This is a genomic window from Streptomyces cavernicola, from assembly GCF_029968035.1.
GTDB lineage: Bacteria > Actinomycetota > Actinomycetes > Streptomycetales > Streptomycetaceae > Streptomyces > Streptomyces cavernicola.
Window position 1 is genome coordinate 22,091 of sequence record NZ_JASCIQ010000040.1, and the last position, 14,486, is coordinate 36,576.

13 protein-coding genes are annotated in these 14,486 nt (G+C 72.0%); 6 read left to right on the top strand and 7 right to left on the bottom strand.

All coding sequences use genetic code 11. The features are described from left to right. Positions 1-35: 35 nt before the first annotated feature. Entirely contained in the window at positions 36-539 is a 504-nt protein-coding gene (locus QIS96_RS30075) for a MarR family winged helix-turn-helix transcriptional regulator (protein ID WP_408907282.1), read from the bottom strand. 134 nt (positions 540-673) lie between these two features. Here QIS96_RS30075 and ilvA point away from each other — a divergent pair, with 134 nt between their 5' ends. The 3 genes from ilvA (at position 674) to QIS96_RS30090 (ending at position 4,017) form a co-directional block, all read left to right on the top strand. Continuing rightward, positions 674-1,903 carry a threonine ammonia-lyase gene (gene ilvA / locus QIS96_RS30080; RefSeq protein WP_282545959.1) on the top strand — a complete coding sequence of 410 codons (1,230 nt, stop codon included), beginning with the start codon at positions 674-676 and terminating at the stop codon, positions 1,901-1,903. Positions 1,904-2,149: 246 nt separating this feature from the next. Then, on the top strand, positions 2,150-3,157 hold the full coding sequence (locus QIS96_RS30085; RefSeq protein ID WP_282545960.1) for an ATP-binding cassette domain-containing protein: 1,008 nt from the start codon (positions 2,150-2,152) through the stop codon (positions 3,155-3,157). A 5-nt stretch (positions 3,158-3,162) separates the two neighbouring features. Further along, a complete protein-coding gene (locus QIS96_RS30090; RefSeq protein WP_282546008.1) occupies positions 3,163-4,017 on the top strand; it encodes an ABC transporter permease in 855 nt (284 codons plus the stop codon). Between the two features lie 75 nt (positions 4,018-4,092). Here QIS96_RS30090 and QIS96_RS30095 read toward each other — a convergent pair whose 3' ends face one another. Together QIS96_RS30095 and mca are read right to left on the bottom strand one after the other, a co-directional pair. Further along, positions 4,093-4,368 (bottom strand): hypothetical protein, encoded by a 276-nt coding sequence (locus QIS96_RS30095; RefSeq protein ID WP_282545961.1) that lies wholly within the window; start codon positions 4,366-4,368, stop codon positions 4,093-4,095. After that, a complete protein-coding gene (gene mca, locus QIS96_RS30100) occupies positions 4,361-5,221 on the bottom strand; it encodes a mycothiol conjugate amidase Mca (RefSeq protein WP_282546009.1) in 861 nt (286 codons plus the stop codon). Before mca ends, QIS96_RS30095 begins: the two co-directional genes overlap by 8 nt. A 162-nt stretch (positions 5,222-5,383) precedes the next feature. Between mca and QIS96_RS30105 the strand changes: the two genes are divergently transcribed. Together QIS96_RS30105 and greA are read left to right on the top strand one after the other, a co-directional pair. Further along, positions 5,384-5,788 carry a DUF4307 domain-containing protein gene (locus tag QIS96_RS30105; RefSeq protein ID WP_282545962.1) on the top strand — a complete coding sequence of 135 codons (405 nt, stop codon included), beginning with the start codon at positions 5,384-5,386 and terminating at the stop codon, positions 5,786-5,788. Positions 5,789-5,952: 164 nt separating this feature from the next. Further along, a complete protein-coding gene (gene greA, locus QIS96_RS30110; protein ID WP_282545963.1) occupies positions 5,953-6,450 on the top strand; it encodes a transcription elongation factor GreA in 498 nt (165 codons plus the stop codon). A 97-nt stretch (positions 6,451-6,547) separates the two neighbouring features. Here the strand turns inward: greA and QIS96_RS30115 are convergent, their stop codons facing one another. Beyond that, the gene (locus QIS96_RS30115) at positions 6,548-9,766 is read right to left on the bottom strand and encodes a tetratricopeptide repeat protein (protein ID WP_282545964.1); all 3,219 of its coding nucleotides are present in this window, start codon (positions 9,764-9,766) and stop codon (positions 6,548-6,550) included. 320 nt (positions 9,767-10,086) lie between these two features. Next, entirely contained in the window at positions 10,087-12,117 is a 2,031-nt protein-coding gene (locus QIS96_RS30120) for a thioredoxin domain-containing protein (RefSeq protein WP_282545965.1), read from the bottom strand. 255 nt (positions 12,118-12,372) lie between these two features. On the opposite strand from QIS96_RS30120, the gene QIS96_RS30125 reads away from it, so the two are divergent. Next, complete coding sequence (locus QIS96_RS30125) at positions 12,373-13,008, top strand: hypothetical protein (RefSeq protein WP_282545966.1); 636 nt, start codon at positions 12,373-12,375, stop codon at positions 13,006-13,008. A 75-nt stretch (positions 13,009-13,083) separates the two neighbouring features. On the opposite strand, the gene QIS96_RS30130 is transcribed toward QIS96_RS30125, so the two are convergent. Further along, positions 13,084-13,707, bottom strand: coding sequence for a TetR/AcrR family transcriptional regulator (locus QIS96_RS30130; protein WP_282545967.1), 624 nt, complete (start codon positions 13,705-13,707; stop codon positions 13,084-13,086). 30 nt (positions 13,708-13,737) lie between these two features. Then, the gene (gene trhA / locus QIS96_RS30135; RefSeq protein WP_282545968.1) at positions 13,738-14,448 is read right to left on the bottom strand and encodes a PAQR family membrane homeostasis protein TrhA; all 711 of its coding nucleotides are present in this window, start codon (positions 14,446-14,448) and stop codon (positions 13,738-13,740) included. Positions 14,449-14,486: the final 38 nt, after the last annotated feature.

Sequence of the window (14,486 nt, forward strand, 5' to 3'; positions counted from 1 at the left end):
CGCGGGCGGGGGCGCGAGGTCAAGAGGCGGCCCCGCTACTCCGTACCGGAACCGTGCCGGGCCGAAAGGGCCGCGTTGAAGCGCGTGAGCAGCGCGCAGAACTCCTCGCGCTCCCGCGGCGCCCAGTCCTCCGTCAGCTGCGCCATCAGCTCGCGCCGCGAGGCCCGCACCTCGTCGAGCCTGGACTGCCCGCGCGGCGACAGCTGCAGCACCACGGCGCGCCCGTCCTCCGGGTGCGAGGTCCGCTTGACCAGGCCCGACTCGACCAGCGGCGCGACCTGCCGGGTGACCGTCGACGAGTCGATGCCCATGCTCGCGGCGAGCGCCTTGACGCCCATCGGGCCCTCGGTGTCGAGGCGGTTGAGCAGCAGGTACGCGGCGCGGTCCATGGAGTTGCGCACCTGGCCGACCCCGCCGAGCCGGGTCTGCTCCGCACGGCGGGCGAAGACCGCGACCTCGTGCTGCAGGTGGTCGAGGAGGCCGGGAAGCTCCGGGGTACCGCTCTGAGGTTCGGTCGTCATGTCCGAAGGTGTGGGCATGGCCGGGGGCTCACTTCGTGCGTCGTCGGTGGGTTGGGGGACAGGGTACGCGGCGATCGGCCTCGTCGTACCTGCGCTGCACAAACCGGCCGCCGGTCGAGCCCCGCCCCGCGCGGGCTGCGAGACTTGGGGGCATGAAGTACAGCACGGCTCCCTCCTGGCCGACGGTGACCCTGGACGACGTGCGCGGTGCGCAGAAGATGCTGAACGGGGTCGCGCGGGTGACCGCGATGGAGGGCAGCAGGCACCTGTCGCAGCTGGTCGGTGCCCCGGTTCACTTTAAGTGCGAGAACCTGCAGCGCACCGGTTCGTTCAAGCTGCGCGGCGCGTACGTCCGGATCGCGGGCCTGATCGCCGAGGAGCGGGCGGCCGGCGTGGTCGCGGCGAGCGCCGGCAACCACGCGCAGGGCGTCGCCCTCGCCTCCTCGCTGCTCGGCGTGCGCTCCACGGTGTTCATGCCGAAGGGCGCCCCGCTGCCGAAGGTCGCGGCGACCAGGGAGTACGGCGCGGAGGTGCGGCTGCAGGGCACGGTCGTCGACGAGACGCTCGCCGCCGCGGAGGACTACGCGCGCGACACGGGCGCGGTGTTCATCCACCCCTTCGACCACCGGGACGTGATCGCGGGGCAGGGCACGGTGGGCCTGGAGATCCTGGAGCAGTGCCCGGAGGTCCGCACGATCCTGGTGGGCGTCGGCGGTGGCGGGCTCGCGGCGGGCATCGCGGTGGCGGTCAAGTCGCTGCGCCCCGACGTGAAGGTGATCGGCGTGCAGGCGGCGGGCGCCGCGGCCTACCCGCCCTCGCTCGCGGCCGGGCGGCCGGTGGCGATCGACAGCCCGGCGACGATGGCCGACGGCATCAAGGTGGGCCGCCCCGGAGACGTCCCGTTCGGCATCGTCGCCGACCTGGTGGACGAGGTGCGCACGGTCTCCGAGGACTCCCTCTCCAGCGCGCTGCTGCTCTGCCTGGAGCGGGCCAAGCTGGTCGTGGAGCCGGCCGGGGCGAGCCCGGTGGCGGCGCTGCTGCAGGACCCGGAGTCGGTGCAGGGGCCGGTGGTCGCGGTGCTCTCCGGCGGCAACGTGGACCCGCTCCTGATGCAGCGCATCCTGCGGCACGGCATGGCGGCGGCGGGCCGGTACCTGTCGCTGCGGCTGCGCCTGGCCGACCGGCCCGGCGCCCTGGCGACGCTGCTCGGGGTCCTGACGGTGGTGGACGCCAACGTCCTCGACGTGGGCCACGTACGCACCGACCCGCGCCTCGGCCTCACGGAGGTGGAGGTCGAGCTGCACCTGGAGACGAAGGGCCCCGAGCACTGCGTCGAGGTGGCCGCGGCCCTGCGGGAGGCGGGCTACACGGTCATGCCGTGAGGCGGGCTGCACGGTGATGCACTGAGCAGCCGTGCGCCCTTGAGCTACGCGCTCGCGATATACGTCATATACGTCGCGCAGCTCGCGTACGCCCCAACGCACGCCTGGCGAAAGTCACTTGAGGGAACGCGATGTATCGCGTTACGGTGAGGTTCTGAAGGCTCCGCCCCTGGGCAGCCATGGGCGGAATGAATCCGGCATACCTAAAATTCGCTTAGGAATTCACCCAAAAACTGGGGGACCCACATGCCAGGCGCCATCCATGCCGAGGGCTTGGTCAAACACTTCGGCGACGTCAAAGCTCTGGACGGCGTCGACCTCGACGTCCCCGAGGGCACCGTGCTCGGCCTCCTCGGGCCGAACGGAGCGGGCAAGACCACCACGGTCCGCTGCCTCACCACCCTCCTCACACCGGACGCGGGCAAGGCGCAGGTCGCCGGCATCGACGTCCTCAAGCACCCCAACGAGGTCCGCCGCTCCATCGGCCTCTCCGGCCAGTTCGCCGCCGTCGACGAATACCTCACCGGCCGCGAGAACCTCCAGATGGTCGCCCGGCTCTACCAGATGAACGCCAAGGCGGCCAAGCAGCGGGCCGGTGAACTCCTCGACCAGTTCGACCTCGCCGAAGCCGCCGACCGCCCCTCCAAGACGTACTCCGGAGGCATGCGCCGCCGCCTCGACCTCGCAGCGGCCCTGGTCGTCAGGCCGCCCGTGATGTTCATGGACGAGCCCACCACCGGCCTCGACCCGCGCAACCGGCAGGCCCTCTGGGAGGTCATCAAGGAACTCGTCGGCGGCGGCACGACCCTGCTCCTCACCACCCAGTACCTCGAAGAGGCCGACCACCTCGCGCACGACATCTGCGTCGTCGACCACGGCCGCGTCATCGCCCGCGGCACCTCCGACCAGCTCAAGGCCCAGACCGGCGGCGAGCGCGTCGAGGTCGTCGTGCACGAGCGCGGCCACATGGCCACCGCCGAGGAGGTGCTGCGCGGCTTCGCCAAGGGCGGCGGCGCCACCGCCGTCGAGGAGCACACCCGCAAGCTGACCGTCCCCGTCACCGGCGGCGCCAAGCTGCTCGCCGAGGTCATCCGCGAACTGGACGCCCACGGCATCGAGATCGACGACATCGGCCTGCGCCGCCCCACCCTCGACGACGTGTTCATCTCGCTCACCGGCCACGCGGCGGTGACGGACAGCGCCCCGGCCGACGCCGAGACGCCCGAAAGAGCGGAGAAGGGAGCCGTCCAGTGACCGCCCTGCCCGAGACCGCCCGCCCCGGAACCCCGGTGAGCGGCGGCGGCGTCACCGGGTCCGTACGGGACTCGCTCGTCGTCGCCAAGCGCAATCTGATCCGGATGAGCAGGATCCCCGAAGTGGTCCTCTTCGGCCTCATCCAGCCGGTGATGTTCGTCATCCTCTTCACGTACGTCTTCGGCGGCTCCATGAAGATCGGCGCCAGCACCGACGCGGACGTCTACAAGAACTTCCTGATGGCCGGCGTCTTCGCGCAGACCGTCACCTTCGCCACCGCGGGCGCCGGCGCCGGCATCGCCGACGACATGCACAAGGGGCTCATCGACCGCTTCCGCTCCCTGCCGATGGCCCGCGGCGCGGTCCTCACCGGCCGCACCGTCGCGGACCTGGTGCAGACCGCCCTGACACTGCTCGTCCTCGCCGTCGTCGCCCTGCTCGTCGGCTGGCGCCCCGGCTTCGCCGAGCCCACCGACCTCGGCCGCATCCTGGCCGGCTTCGGCCTGCTGCTGCTCCTCGGGTACGCGTTCACCTGGATCGGCGCGCTCATCGGCCTCTCCGTGCGGACACCGGAGGCGGCGACGTCCGGCGGGCTGATCTGGCTGTTCCCCGTCACGTTCATCTCGAACGCGTTCGTGGACTCCAGCCAGATGACCCCGTGGCTGCGGCACATCGCCGACTGGAACCCGTTCAGCGCGACCGTGCAGGCCTGCCGCACCCTCTTCGGCGACCCCGGCGTCTCCCAGTCCGCGGCCTGGCCGATGCAGCACCCGGTGTGGGCGTCGCTGATCTACTCGATCCTGATCATCGCGCTCTTCCGCACGCTCGCGGTCCGCAAGTACCGCAAGGCGGGCGGCTGACCCCGGCGACGAGCGGCGGCCGAACGCACGACAACGGGCCCCGGTGCTGCGAGCACCGGGGCCTTCGTCGTACGCCTACTTCTTCTTGCCGCTCTCGGTCTTGGCCTCTGCCTTGGCCGCTGCGGCGCCGGATGCCTCCGCGGGGGCGCCCTCCGGGGCCTCCTCGAAGTTCACGCGGCCCATGTGCCGGTTCATCGACTTCATCAGCATCCACACGCCCGCGGCCAGAGCCGCGAACACGATGAAGCCGAGGACACCGGGGGTGACCTTGTCCTCGTCGATCTCCTTGGCCAGCGGGACGAGGTGCGTCATGGCCAGATTGGCTGCTGCGCTTGCGCTCATGTCAGGCATTGTCCCGGATGCCCGCGAAGAGGTCGTCCTCGGGGAGGGAGGTATCGACGAGCGACTTCGCCAGCTCGTACTCCTCCGTCGGCCAGACCTCCTTCTGGATCTCCATCGGGACCCGGAACCAGCCGCCCTCGGGGTCGATCTGCGTGGCGTGCGCGATCAGCGCCTTGTCCCGGATCTCGTAGAAGTCCGCGCACGGGACGTGCGTCGTCAGCGTGCGCTCCTTGCGCTCGAACTCGTCCCAGCGCTTCAGCCAGTCCTCGTACGGCGACTCCAGACCGCGCTCCAGGAGGGCGTTGTGCAGCGCCTCCGTACGCGGGCGGTTGAAGCCCTGGTTGTAGTACAGCTTCTGCGCCTGGAACACCGGACCGAACTCGGACTCCGGGAACTTCTCCGCGTCCGCCGCACCCTCGAAGGCCACCATCGTGATCTTGTGGGTCATGATGTGGTCCGGGTGCGGATAACCGCCGTTCTCGTCGTACGTGGTGATCACCTGCGGGCGGAACGAGCGGATCTGCTTGACCAGCTCGCCGGCCGCCTTGTCCACGTCCTCCAGGGCGAAGCAGCCGTCCGGCAGCGGCGGCAGCGGGTCGCCCTCCGGCAGGCCGGAGTCGACGAAGCCCAGCCACTCCTGCTTGACGCCGAGGATCTCGCGCGCCTCGTCCATCTCCTTGCGGCGGACCTCGTGGATGTTCTCCTCGATGAACTTGTCGCCCTGGAGCTTCGGGTTGAGGATGGAGCCCCGCTCACCGCCCGTGCAGGTCACCACGAGCACGTCCACCCCCTCGGACACGTACTTGGCCATGGTGGCCGCGCCCTTGCTCGACTCGTCGTCGGGGTGCGCGTGAACCGCCATCAGTCGCAGCTGCTCAGTCAAGACTCGATCCTCATGTGTACGGCGCCCTCGGTCAGGGGGCGGCCCTCGGTCTTCGGGTGCTTCAGGGGGCTTCTATAGTGACCGAATCGGGGACTCGATAATTCCCGGACCCCCGGCCGAAGCCATCTTGAGAGGTCGATCATGAGCGCGGTGCGCGAACAGCTCCCCGAGGGCCGGTACGGCCGCTCCGCGGACGCCCGCGCGGACCGCAAGCTGAAGATCGTCGGCTCGGTGCTCGGCGTGCTGCTGCTCGGCGTCGTCGCCTGGATCGGCTACGGCTACATCTCCGGCAAGAGCGCCTTCAGCGGCGAGCTCATCAAGTTCAAGGTCGCCTCCGCCTCGGCCGTCGACGTCCACCTGGAGGTCCGCAAGGACCCCGACGTCTCCGGTACGTGCACGCTGCGCGCCCTCGCCGAGTCCGGCGTCGAGGTCGGCCGCAAGGACGTGACCTTCGAGCAGCGCGAGGACCTCGTCAACCAGGTCGTCACCCTGCGTACGACCGAGCGGGCCACCGCCGCCGAGCTGGTCTCCTGCGACGCCCGCTGAACCGGCGCTGACCTGCTGAGACAGGTTCCCGGCGGTTTTCGAGCGATTAACGTCCTCCCCCTTTTGCCCCTGAATTGTTAGGCTCGTGGTTTCGCCCACCCGTTAGGGAACATCCTTCTGGGTAGGGCGATGCTTTGTATTCCCAGTACCGACGAGGAGCACCTGTGACCCAGACCAGCGACAACGTCACCTGGCTGACCCAGGAGGCGTACAACCAGCTCAAGGCCGAGCTGGAGTATCTGTCTGGTCCCGCGCGCACCGAGATCGCCGCCAAGATCGCGGAGGCCCGCGAGGAGGGCGACCTGCGGGAGAACGGCGGGTATCACGCAGCCAAGGAAGAGCAGGGCAAGCAGGAGCTCCGCGTGCGCCAGCTCACGCAGATGCTCGAGAGCGCCAAGGTCGGCGAGGCCCCGGCCGACGACGGCGTGGTGGAGCCCGGCATGGTCGTGACGATCGCCTTCGACGGCGACGTGGACGACACCCTCACTTTCCTCCTCGCCTCGCGGGAGTACGCCTCGGAGGGCACCACGACGTACTCGCCGCAGTCGCCGCTCGGGCAGGGTGTGAGCGGGAAGAAGGTCGGCGAGGAGGCTCAGTACGAGCTGCCGAACGGGAAGATGGCGATGGTCAAGATTCTTGAGGCTAAGCCTTACCAGGGCTGAGCTTGTCGTTCTTGTGCCCCGGCACCGTGGTTCCGCCTCGGTGTGCCGGGGCACAGGCGTGTTTACAGGGCCCGGTGCCGGGGTGCCCACAGAGGGGTCAGGGGACCCGGACGCCCATGATTTCTCTTGCCTGCCTGTTCGGGACCATGCCCAGGCGCCAGGCCTGCCAGCCTGCGTCGAGTTCGACTCCGCGGTCGAGCATCAGGGCGTACGCGGGCAGGTAGCCCTGGAGCTTCGGGTCGCGGGCGGGGTGGGTGGCGCGGGTGAGCTGGGCGAGCTCCTCGGCCGCGACCGCCGTGCCGATCTCCGAGCCGCCCGGTGAGGCGTACGGCAGGAGCGTGCAGCGCAGGAAGCGCGCCCAGTCCTCGCCGCGCCGGTCGCCGTACGAGGAGAACAGCGCCGCCGCCTCGTCGCACAGGGCGAGCGCCTGCGGGGAGCGGGCGTTGCCGGCGTCGACGACGGCCAGCTCCAGGCAGGTCCAGGCCTCGCCGTGGGCGACGCCGATGCGCTGGAAGTCGGCGCGGGCGTCGACCAGGAGCTGGCGGGCGAAGCCGGAGTTGCGCAGCGAACCCGTCTGGGCGGCGCGCTGGTCGCGGGTGACGCGGGCGGAGTGGTGGCGGGCGCAGGCCAGGCCGTACACGTCGCGCATGCGGGAGAACATCGTGCGGGCGCGCTCCAGTTCGCGTACCGCCTCGGTGAGGTCGCCGGTCTCCTCCAGGGCCTGGCCGAGGTGGTACAGGGACCAGGCCTCGCCGCGCGCGTCCTCGTTGTCCCGGTGCCGGGCGACCGCGCCGCGCAGCGCCTCCACCGCGGCGGTCGGGTCGCCGTCGACCAGGCGGGCGCGGGCCTGCTGGGTCAGCGCCCAGGCCTCGCCGCGCGGGTCGCGGGTGCGGCCGTACAGGTCGAGGGCGGTGCTCAACTCGGCCTCGGCGCGCGGCACGTCGCCGAGGCGCAGGCAGAGCTGGCCGAGCTGGAAGTGGGCCCAGGCCTGGCCGTGCACGGACTCGCTCTCGCGGTGCAGGTCGAGGGCGGTGGTGAGCAGGTCGAGGGCCTCGGCGAGGTGGGCCCGGTCGCGCTCGACGGCCGCGAGGGCGTGCAGGTTCCAGGCGCGGTCGCCCGCGAGGTGCTCGGCGGACTGCAGGTCGAGGGCCTCGCGCAGCTTCGCGGCCGCCTCGGTGAGCTGGCCCTGGTGGTGCAGGGTGATGCCGAGGGAGCCCAGGGCGCGGGCCGCGCCGGCCTCGTTGTGGGCCTCGAAGTACAGGTCGACCACCGAGGTCAGCGTCGTACGGGCCTTGTCGAGCTCGCCGAGCTGGCGGGCCGCGATGCCCGTGCGCCACTGCACGGAGCGGCCGAGGAGGCCCTGGGCCCTTGCTTGACGGTCTTGGCTCAACTCGCTGATCTCGCCGAGGCGGTAGAGGTCGCCGCGCAGCAGGCAGTAGTCGCAGAGCGCGCCGAGGAGGTTCAGTACGGCCTGCTCGTCGACGCCCTCCGCGTGCCGCAGGGCCGAGGTGATGAAGCTCGACTCGTCGTCCAGCCAGCGAAGCGCCGCGTCCAGGGACGTGAAGCCGTGCGGGCCGACCGCGCTCGCGTGGAAGGAGGTGTCGGCGCGCGTCGACGTCTTGCCGTCGACCAGGCGGATCACCGAGTCGGCCAGCTCGGCGTAGTTGGCGATGAGGCGTTCCTGTGCGGCGGTGCGGTCGGCCGGCTCCTCCTCGTCGAGGAGGCGGGCGTGGGCGAAGGAGCGGACCAGGTCGTGCAGGCGGTAGCGGCTGCCGCGCACATGGTCGACGAGGCCCGCGCGCGCGAGCGCCGTCAACTCCCGTTCCGCCTCCCGCTCGTCGGTGCCCAACAGGGCCCCCGCAGCGGCCGCGCCGAGCGAGGCGTGCCCGGCGAGCGCGAGCCGGCGCAGGAGCGTGCGCGCCGGGTCGGCCAGGTCCGCGTAGCGCAGCCGCAGAGCCCGCTCGACCGGTTCCGCCCGGTCCGACGAGGCCAGGTCGGTGGCCAGCTCGCGGGTGCTGCGCGGGCCGAGTGCGGAGCCCGCGATGCGCAGCGCGAGCGGCAGGCCCCCGCACAACTCCCGTACCTCGTCGGCGGCTTGGGAGTCGTACGGGCCCGAGGCGTCCTCGGCCGCCGCGCGCAGCAGGTCCTCGGCGCCGCCCGCGTCCAGGGCCTCGACGGGCAGTTGGTGGACCCAGGCGGGCAGGTCGTCCGGCAGGTCGAGCGGGGCGCGCGAGGTGACCAGGACGAGGCTGTCGGAGCGGTCCGGGACGAGGGTGCGGACCTGCTCGGCGTCGCTCGCGTCGTCCAGGACCACCGTGACCGGCAGGCCCGTCAGATGCTGGTGGTAGAGCTCGGTGAGCCGCTTCAACTGCTGGTCCTGCGAGGAGCGTTCACGGAAGAGCAGCTGCTCGCGCGGGGCGCCGAGACGGTTGAGCAGGTGCAGCAGCGCGTCCCGGGTGGAGCGGGGCTGCTCGGTGGTGCTGTCGCCGCGCAGGTCCACCAGGCAGGCGCCGCGGAACTGGTCGCGCAGTGCGTGCGCGGCGTGGATCGCGAGGGTGGAGCGCCCGGAGCCGGGCGCGCCGTGCAGCACCACGACGGTCGGCCGGGTCTCGGTGGAGGCGCGGGCGGCGTGCACCCACTGCCCGATCTGCGCGAGGTCCGCGCGCCGCCCCGCGAACGGCCCGCCGGGCTCCGGGAGTTGGGCGAACGACCGCTCAAGGACGCTTCGCCGCCGCGCCGCCGCGCTCTTGTCGGTACGCCGCAGCGGCACCGGCTTCTTCGTGGCCGTACCGGCACCGGCGGCGACGACGCGCTGCTGGTCCAGGTACGGGCGGATGCCCCGTACCTCCAGGGCGGTGAGCCACTGCAGCCGCAGCTGCTCGGGGCCGCCGGGCTGGCCGAGCGCGCCCGCCCGGCGGTGGGCGGCGGGCAGGTGCGCCGCGGTCACCTTGCCGACGGTGGCCGCGGCGCCCGCCACGGCGACGACCGCGCCCGCGCCGAGTGCCGTGCCCGTGCCGGTGCCGAAGGCCAGGTCGGCGAGGGCGGCGGCGACGGCGGCGACGGCGGTGACCAGGGCGGGAGTCGTCCCCTCCCGGCCGAGCCGCTGCCCGAACGACTGCTGTCCGGCCTCGGCCTCGTCGAGCGCCCGGGAGTACGCCGCGTACTCCTCCGCCGCCGACTCGGCCATGGCGTCGAGGGCGCCTCGGGCCCGGCTCAGGAGGACGTTGCCGTCGGTGCGGCCGCCGGAGCGGCGTACTTCCTCCTCGACGGCTCGGGCCAACAGGCGCTCGGCCTCGCCCCGATGAGTCTCCCGCATCACGCGTCCCCCTCCACCTCGGCCACTGCTCCCCCAAGTGTCCTGCGGGCGGGGCGTGTTGGGGGAGGGGTTGGGCGGATCTTGAGGTTGGGGGGCGTGCGGTCGGTTATTTTCCCCTACCCGCCCCTTCCCGAAAGCCTGCGGCGCTGTTCTTCGGCTGCCCCGCCGTCGTGGCTGGTCGCGCAGTTCCCCGCGCCCCTGAAAAACCAGCCCACCCCGCCAAATCCAGCCCCTCCGGCGTTTGAGGAGCGGGGTCCGGGGCGGAGCCCCGAAGCTGCCGGAGGCTTTCGGGAAGGGGCGGGGTGGGGAAAGCAACCGCCCTAGGCGCGCCTCAACCGCTCCTCCAACTCCCCGACCCCCGTGACCGGCGCATCGCAAGTGAAGTTGCGGCACACGTATGCCGCGGCCGACGCCCCGACCAGCGGACGGTCGGCAAGCAGCGGAAGCTCCTCCGAGTCCGGCTCGCCGACCGCCACCACCGCCCCCGGCGCAGGCGAAAGCAACGCCGCTCGGTGCAGCGCACCCCGCGCCGGGTCGGCGGGCGGGCCCACCACCGCGACCTCGCGCGGCCCGTCGAGCAGCGCCTCCGCCACCGCGAGCCCGTGCCCGATGAACCGCGGGGCGCGCGGCCCGAGCGCCGTGACGACCCCCAGCGCCCGCTCGGCGGCGGTGCGATGCGGCTCGGAGCCGGTCTGCGCCGCGTACGAGAGGAGTGCTCCGGCGGCGGCCGACCAGCCGGACGGGGTGGCGTTGTCGGTGGGGTCCTGCGGGCGCCGGATCAGCGCCTCCGCGTCGTGGGCGGTGTCGTACAGCGCCCCGTTCTCGCCCACGAACCCGACGAGCACGTGGTCGAGCAGGAACCCGGCGAACTCCAGCCACACGCCTTCCCCGGTGACCGAGGCGAGCGCGAGGAAGCCCTCGGCGACGTCCGCGTAGTCCTCCAGAACGCCTGCGTGCGTACCGGCCCTGCCGTCCATCGAGGTCCGCACGAGCCGCGCGTCAGGCCCCATGTGCAACCGTACGAGCAGGTCCCCGGCGCAGAGGGCCGCGTTCACCAGGTCGGGCCGGTCGAAGTACGCGCCCACCTCGGCGAGCGCCGCGATCGTCAGGCCGTTCCAGGCGGCCACCACCTTGTCGTCGCGGCCGGGGCGCGGCCGCTCCTCGCGGGCGGCGAGCAGCCGGGCCCGGATCGAGGCGAGCCGCTCGGAGTCCAACAGGCTGTCGCCCTGCGGGAGTTGGAGCACGGAGGCGCCCTCCTCGAAGGTGCCCTCCGCGGTCACGCCGTAGTGCACGGCGGCCAGTTCGGCGTCCGCCTCGCCGAGCACCTCGCGCAGCTGCGCGGGCGTCCACACGTAGTACGCGCCCTCCGCGTGGCTCCCTTCGCCGTCCTCGCTGTCGGCGTCGAGCGCGGACGCGAACCCGCCCTCGTTCGTACGGAGTTCGCGCACCATGAAGTCCGCCGTCTCCAGGGCGATCCGCTTGGCGAGCTCGCTGCCGGTCGACCGCCACAGATGCGCGTACGCGCGGCACAGCAGGGCGTTGTCGTACAGCATCTTCTCGAAGTGCGGCACGACCCACTCGCGGTCCACGGAGTAGCGGGCGAAGCCGCCGCCGAGCTGGTCGTAGATCCCGCCGCGGGCCATCCGCTCGCAGGTGTCGGCGGCCATCTGCAGCGCGCCCTCGGAGCCGGTGCGGGCGTGGTGCCGGAGCAGGAACTCGACCACCATCGAGGCCGGGAACTTCGGTGCGCCGCCGAAGCCGCCGTGCGTCGCGTCGTACTCCCGGGTGAGCCCGAGCAGCGCCTGGCCGAGCTGCTCCTCGCCGGGCGGAGTCGTGTCCCCGTACGGGAGTTCACGGCCCGCGAGGTCGCGCACGATCTTGCCCGCGACCTCGGCGACCTCCTCGCGGCGGCCCGTCCACGCCTCGTGGACGCCCTGCAGGACCTGCCGGAAGGAGGGCATGCCGTGGCGGGCCTCGGGCGGGAAGTACGTGCCGAAGTAGAAGGGTTCGGCGTCCGCGGTGAGGAAGACGGTCATGGGCCAGCCGCCCTGGCCGGTCGCGGCCTGCACGGCCTCCATGTAGACGGCGTCGACGTCGGGCCGCTCCTCGCGGTCGACCTTGACGCTGACGAAGTGCTCGTTGAGGTACGCGGCGGTCGCCTCGTCCTCGAACGACTCGTGCGCCATGACGTGGCACCAGTGGCAGGAGCTGTACCCGACGCTCAGCAGCACCGGCACGCCGCGCCGCCGCGCCTCCTCGAACGCGGCGGGCTCCCACGGCCACCAGTCCACCGGGTTGTCGGCGTGCTGCAGGAGATAGGGGGAGGTCTCTTGGGCAAGGCGATTGGGCATGGCGCCCATCCTCCATCACGGCCTCGGGTGGGCCCACGGAACCTGTAGGGGTACACGGGTGATAAAGGCGATACAGAAGATATTGAAGGCTTTCGACGGGCGAGTGGGCGTCGCGGGGGCGAATGGGGCGGTGCGGTGCCCTGCTGCTCCTCGGTTCACAGGGAGTTCATAGGGTTCGGTCCGCAAGCCGTTCGCGCGCCGGTCTCCGTTCAACTGGCAGGCGCGCCGGGGGAGATCGAACAACAGGAGCCGCTCATGTCCCGCCGTACGCCCACCCGCACCCGCGCGCTGCGCGCCGCCGCGCCCGTCGCCGTCCTCGCGCTCGCCCTGACGGCCTGTGGCGGGGGTTCCGACTCCGGTGGCGGGTCGACGGGCAAGAAGGAGCAGGGCTCGTCCGAGAGCAAGCCGAAGGGCGACAGCCCCGAGGCCGGCGAGGGGGAGTCGGGTGCGATGCAGGCCGGCGAGGCCGTCACCGCGGCCTTCAAGGAGGACGACGCCAAGATCACGTACGAGATCGCCGCGCAGAAGGTCGACCTGAGCACCGAGGCCGAGGCGCAGAAGATGGTCGAGGACCCCAAGGACGCCAAGGGTCTGGTCGCGGCCACCGCGCACGTGAAGTTCACCAACAAGGCCGGTGGCGTCGTGGAGAGTTCGCCGAGCGTCGGCATGGAGACCGAGATCTACGCGGACGGCGCCCCGGGCGCGCGGCTGATGTTCGCCTCCGAGGACGCGCCCGGCTGCGACGACACCATCGACATCGACAACTGGAAGGCCGGGCAGAGCTACACCATCTGCCAGACCTACATGGTCCCGGCGACGGCCAAGAGCATCGAGGTCCGCTTCCCCGAGGAGGGCGGCGCGACGCACACCTGGACCTTCGCCGCCAAGTAGTCGGCCGAGCACGTCGATTGCCTCGAACCCCCTGTGGGCATCCGCCCGCAGGGGGTTCGGCGTGTTCCGGGCCGTCTACAGCCCGTCCGCGAACACGTCGAGGGCCGCGTCCACCAGCGAGAGCAGCTCTCCGGGCCGGTCGTGCGCCCTGGCGTGCTCCGCCCAGTGCTGGACCGTCTCCACCAGGGAGCCGATGACGGCCGCGGTGAAGACCCGCACCTTGAGATCGTCCGCGTCCCGGCCGGTGCGCTCGGCGACGACCGGCCGTACGAGGCGGGCGGTGTCGGCGAGGGACTCGTGGAACCGGGCGCGCACGGCGGGCACTTCGCGGATCAGGCGGGCGCGGAGCAGCAGTTCCGTGCGCTCCGCCGGGTCGTCGAGCACGGTCCGCAGCCGGTCCTCGATGACGTGCCGCAGCGAGTCGAGTACCGGCTCGTCGGCGGGCCTGGCGCGCAGCGCGGCGTCCGCGGCCGGGTCGTGGCCGTCGCCGAGGACGATGTCCTCCTTGGCCGGGAAGTACCGGATGACGGTGGAGGGGGAGACCTCGGCGGCCGCGGCGATCTGCTCGACGGTGGTGGCCTCGTACCCCTGCTGTGCGATCAGTTCGTACGTCGCCCTGCGGATCGCCGCGCGGGTTTTGATCTTCTTGCGCTCGCGCAGGCCGGGCCTGGCGGGGGACGAGGTGTGCGTGACCGTCATGTGCTCATTCTCCCGCCGCCGAGGGCGGGATCAGCCGTGCTGGTACGCGACCAGCGAGATGCCGACGTAGTGCACGACGAACGCGGCGAGCGTGAACGAGTGGAACACCTCGTGGAAGCCGAACCAGCGCGGCGACGGGTCGGGCCGCTTCATGCCGTAGATCACGCCGCCCGCGCTGTAGAGCAGCCCGCCGACGATGACCAGGACCAGTACGGCGATGCCGCCGGCGCGCATGAAGTCCGGCAGGAAGAAGACGGCGGCCCAGCCCATCGCGATGTAGCAGGGCGTGTAGAGCCAGCGCGGGGCGCCGACCCAGAAGACCCGGAACGCGATGCCCGCCGCGGCGGCGGCCCAGATGCCCCACATCAGCCACTGGCCCTTGGACTCGGGGAGCAGCAGCATCGTCAGCGGGGTGTAGGTGCCCGCGATGATCAGGAAGATGTTGGCGTGGTCGAGCCGGCGCAGGACGGCGGTGGCGCGCGGGCCCCAGTTGCCCCGGTGGTAGACCGCGCTCACGCCGAAGAGCAGGCAGGCGGTGAGTACGTAGATCCCGCAGGCGATGCGGCCTCGGGTGGAGTCGGCGAGCGCGGTGAGCACGAGGCCGGCGATCAGCACCGCCGGGAACATGCCGGCGTGCAGCCAGCCGCGGAGCTTCGGCTTCGCGGGGAGCGGGAGCGGTAGCGCTATCGGCGTCGACCCGTCGGTGCTGGGGCCGGAGGACGGGAGGGCAGGCGCAGTCATAGGCGGAATGGTAGCTACGCGCCCGTAGGTTGCGTATC

What these genes read in the sequence shown, in the direction of transcription:
- QIS96_RS30075 (WP_408907282.1), bottom strand. Translation starts at nt 539, where the DNA reads ATGCCCACACCTTCGGACATGACGACCGAACCTCAGAGCGGTACCCCG.
- ilvA (WP_282545959.1), top strand. Translation starts at nt 674, where the DNA reads ATGAAGTACAGCACGGCTCCCTCCTGGCCGACGGTGACCCTGGACGAC.
- QIS96_RS30085 (WP_282545960.1), top strand. Translation starts at nt 2,150, where the DNA reads ATGCCAGGCGCCATCCATGCCGAGGGCTTGGTCAAACACTTCGGCGAC.
- QIS96_RS30095 (WP_282545961.1), bottom strand. Translation starts at nt 4,368, where the DNA reads ATGCCTGACATGAGCGCAAGCGCAGCAGCCAATCTGGCCATGACGCAC.
- mca (WP_282546009.1), bottom strand. Translation starts at nt 5,221, where the DNA reads ATGGCGGTTCACGCGCACCCCGACGACGAGTCGAGCAAGGGCGCGGCC.
- QIS96_RS30105 (WP_282545962.1), top strand. Translation starts at nt 5,384, where the DNA reads ATGAGCGCGGTGCGCGAACAGCTCCCCGAGGGCCGGTACGGCCGCTCC.
- QIS96_RS30115 (WP_282545964.1), bottom strand. Translation starts at nt 9,766, where the DNA reads ATGCGGGAGACTCATCGGGGCGAGGCCGAGCGCCTGTTGGCCCGAGCC.
- QIS96_RS30120 (WP_282545965.1), bottom strand. Translation starts at nt 12,117, where the DNA reads ATGCCCAATCGCCTTGCCCAAGAGACCTCCCCCTATCTCCTGCAGCAC.
- QIS96_RS30125 (WP_282545966.1), top strand. Translation starts at nt 12,373, where the DNA reads ATGTCCCGCCGTACGCCCACCCGCACCCGCGCGCTGCGCGCCGCCGCG.
- QIS96_RS30130 (WP_282545967.1), bottom strand. Translation starts at nt 13,707, where the DNA reads ATGACGGTCACGCACACCTCGTCCCCCGCCAGGCCCGGCCTGCGCGAG.
- trhA (WP_282545968.1), bottom strand. Translation starts at nt 14,448, where the DNA reads ATGACTGCGCCTGCCCTCCCGTCCTCCGGCCCCAGCACCGACGGGTCG.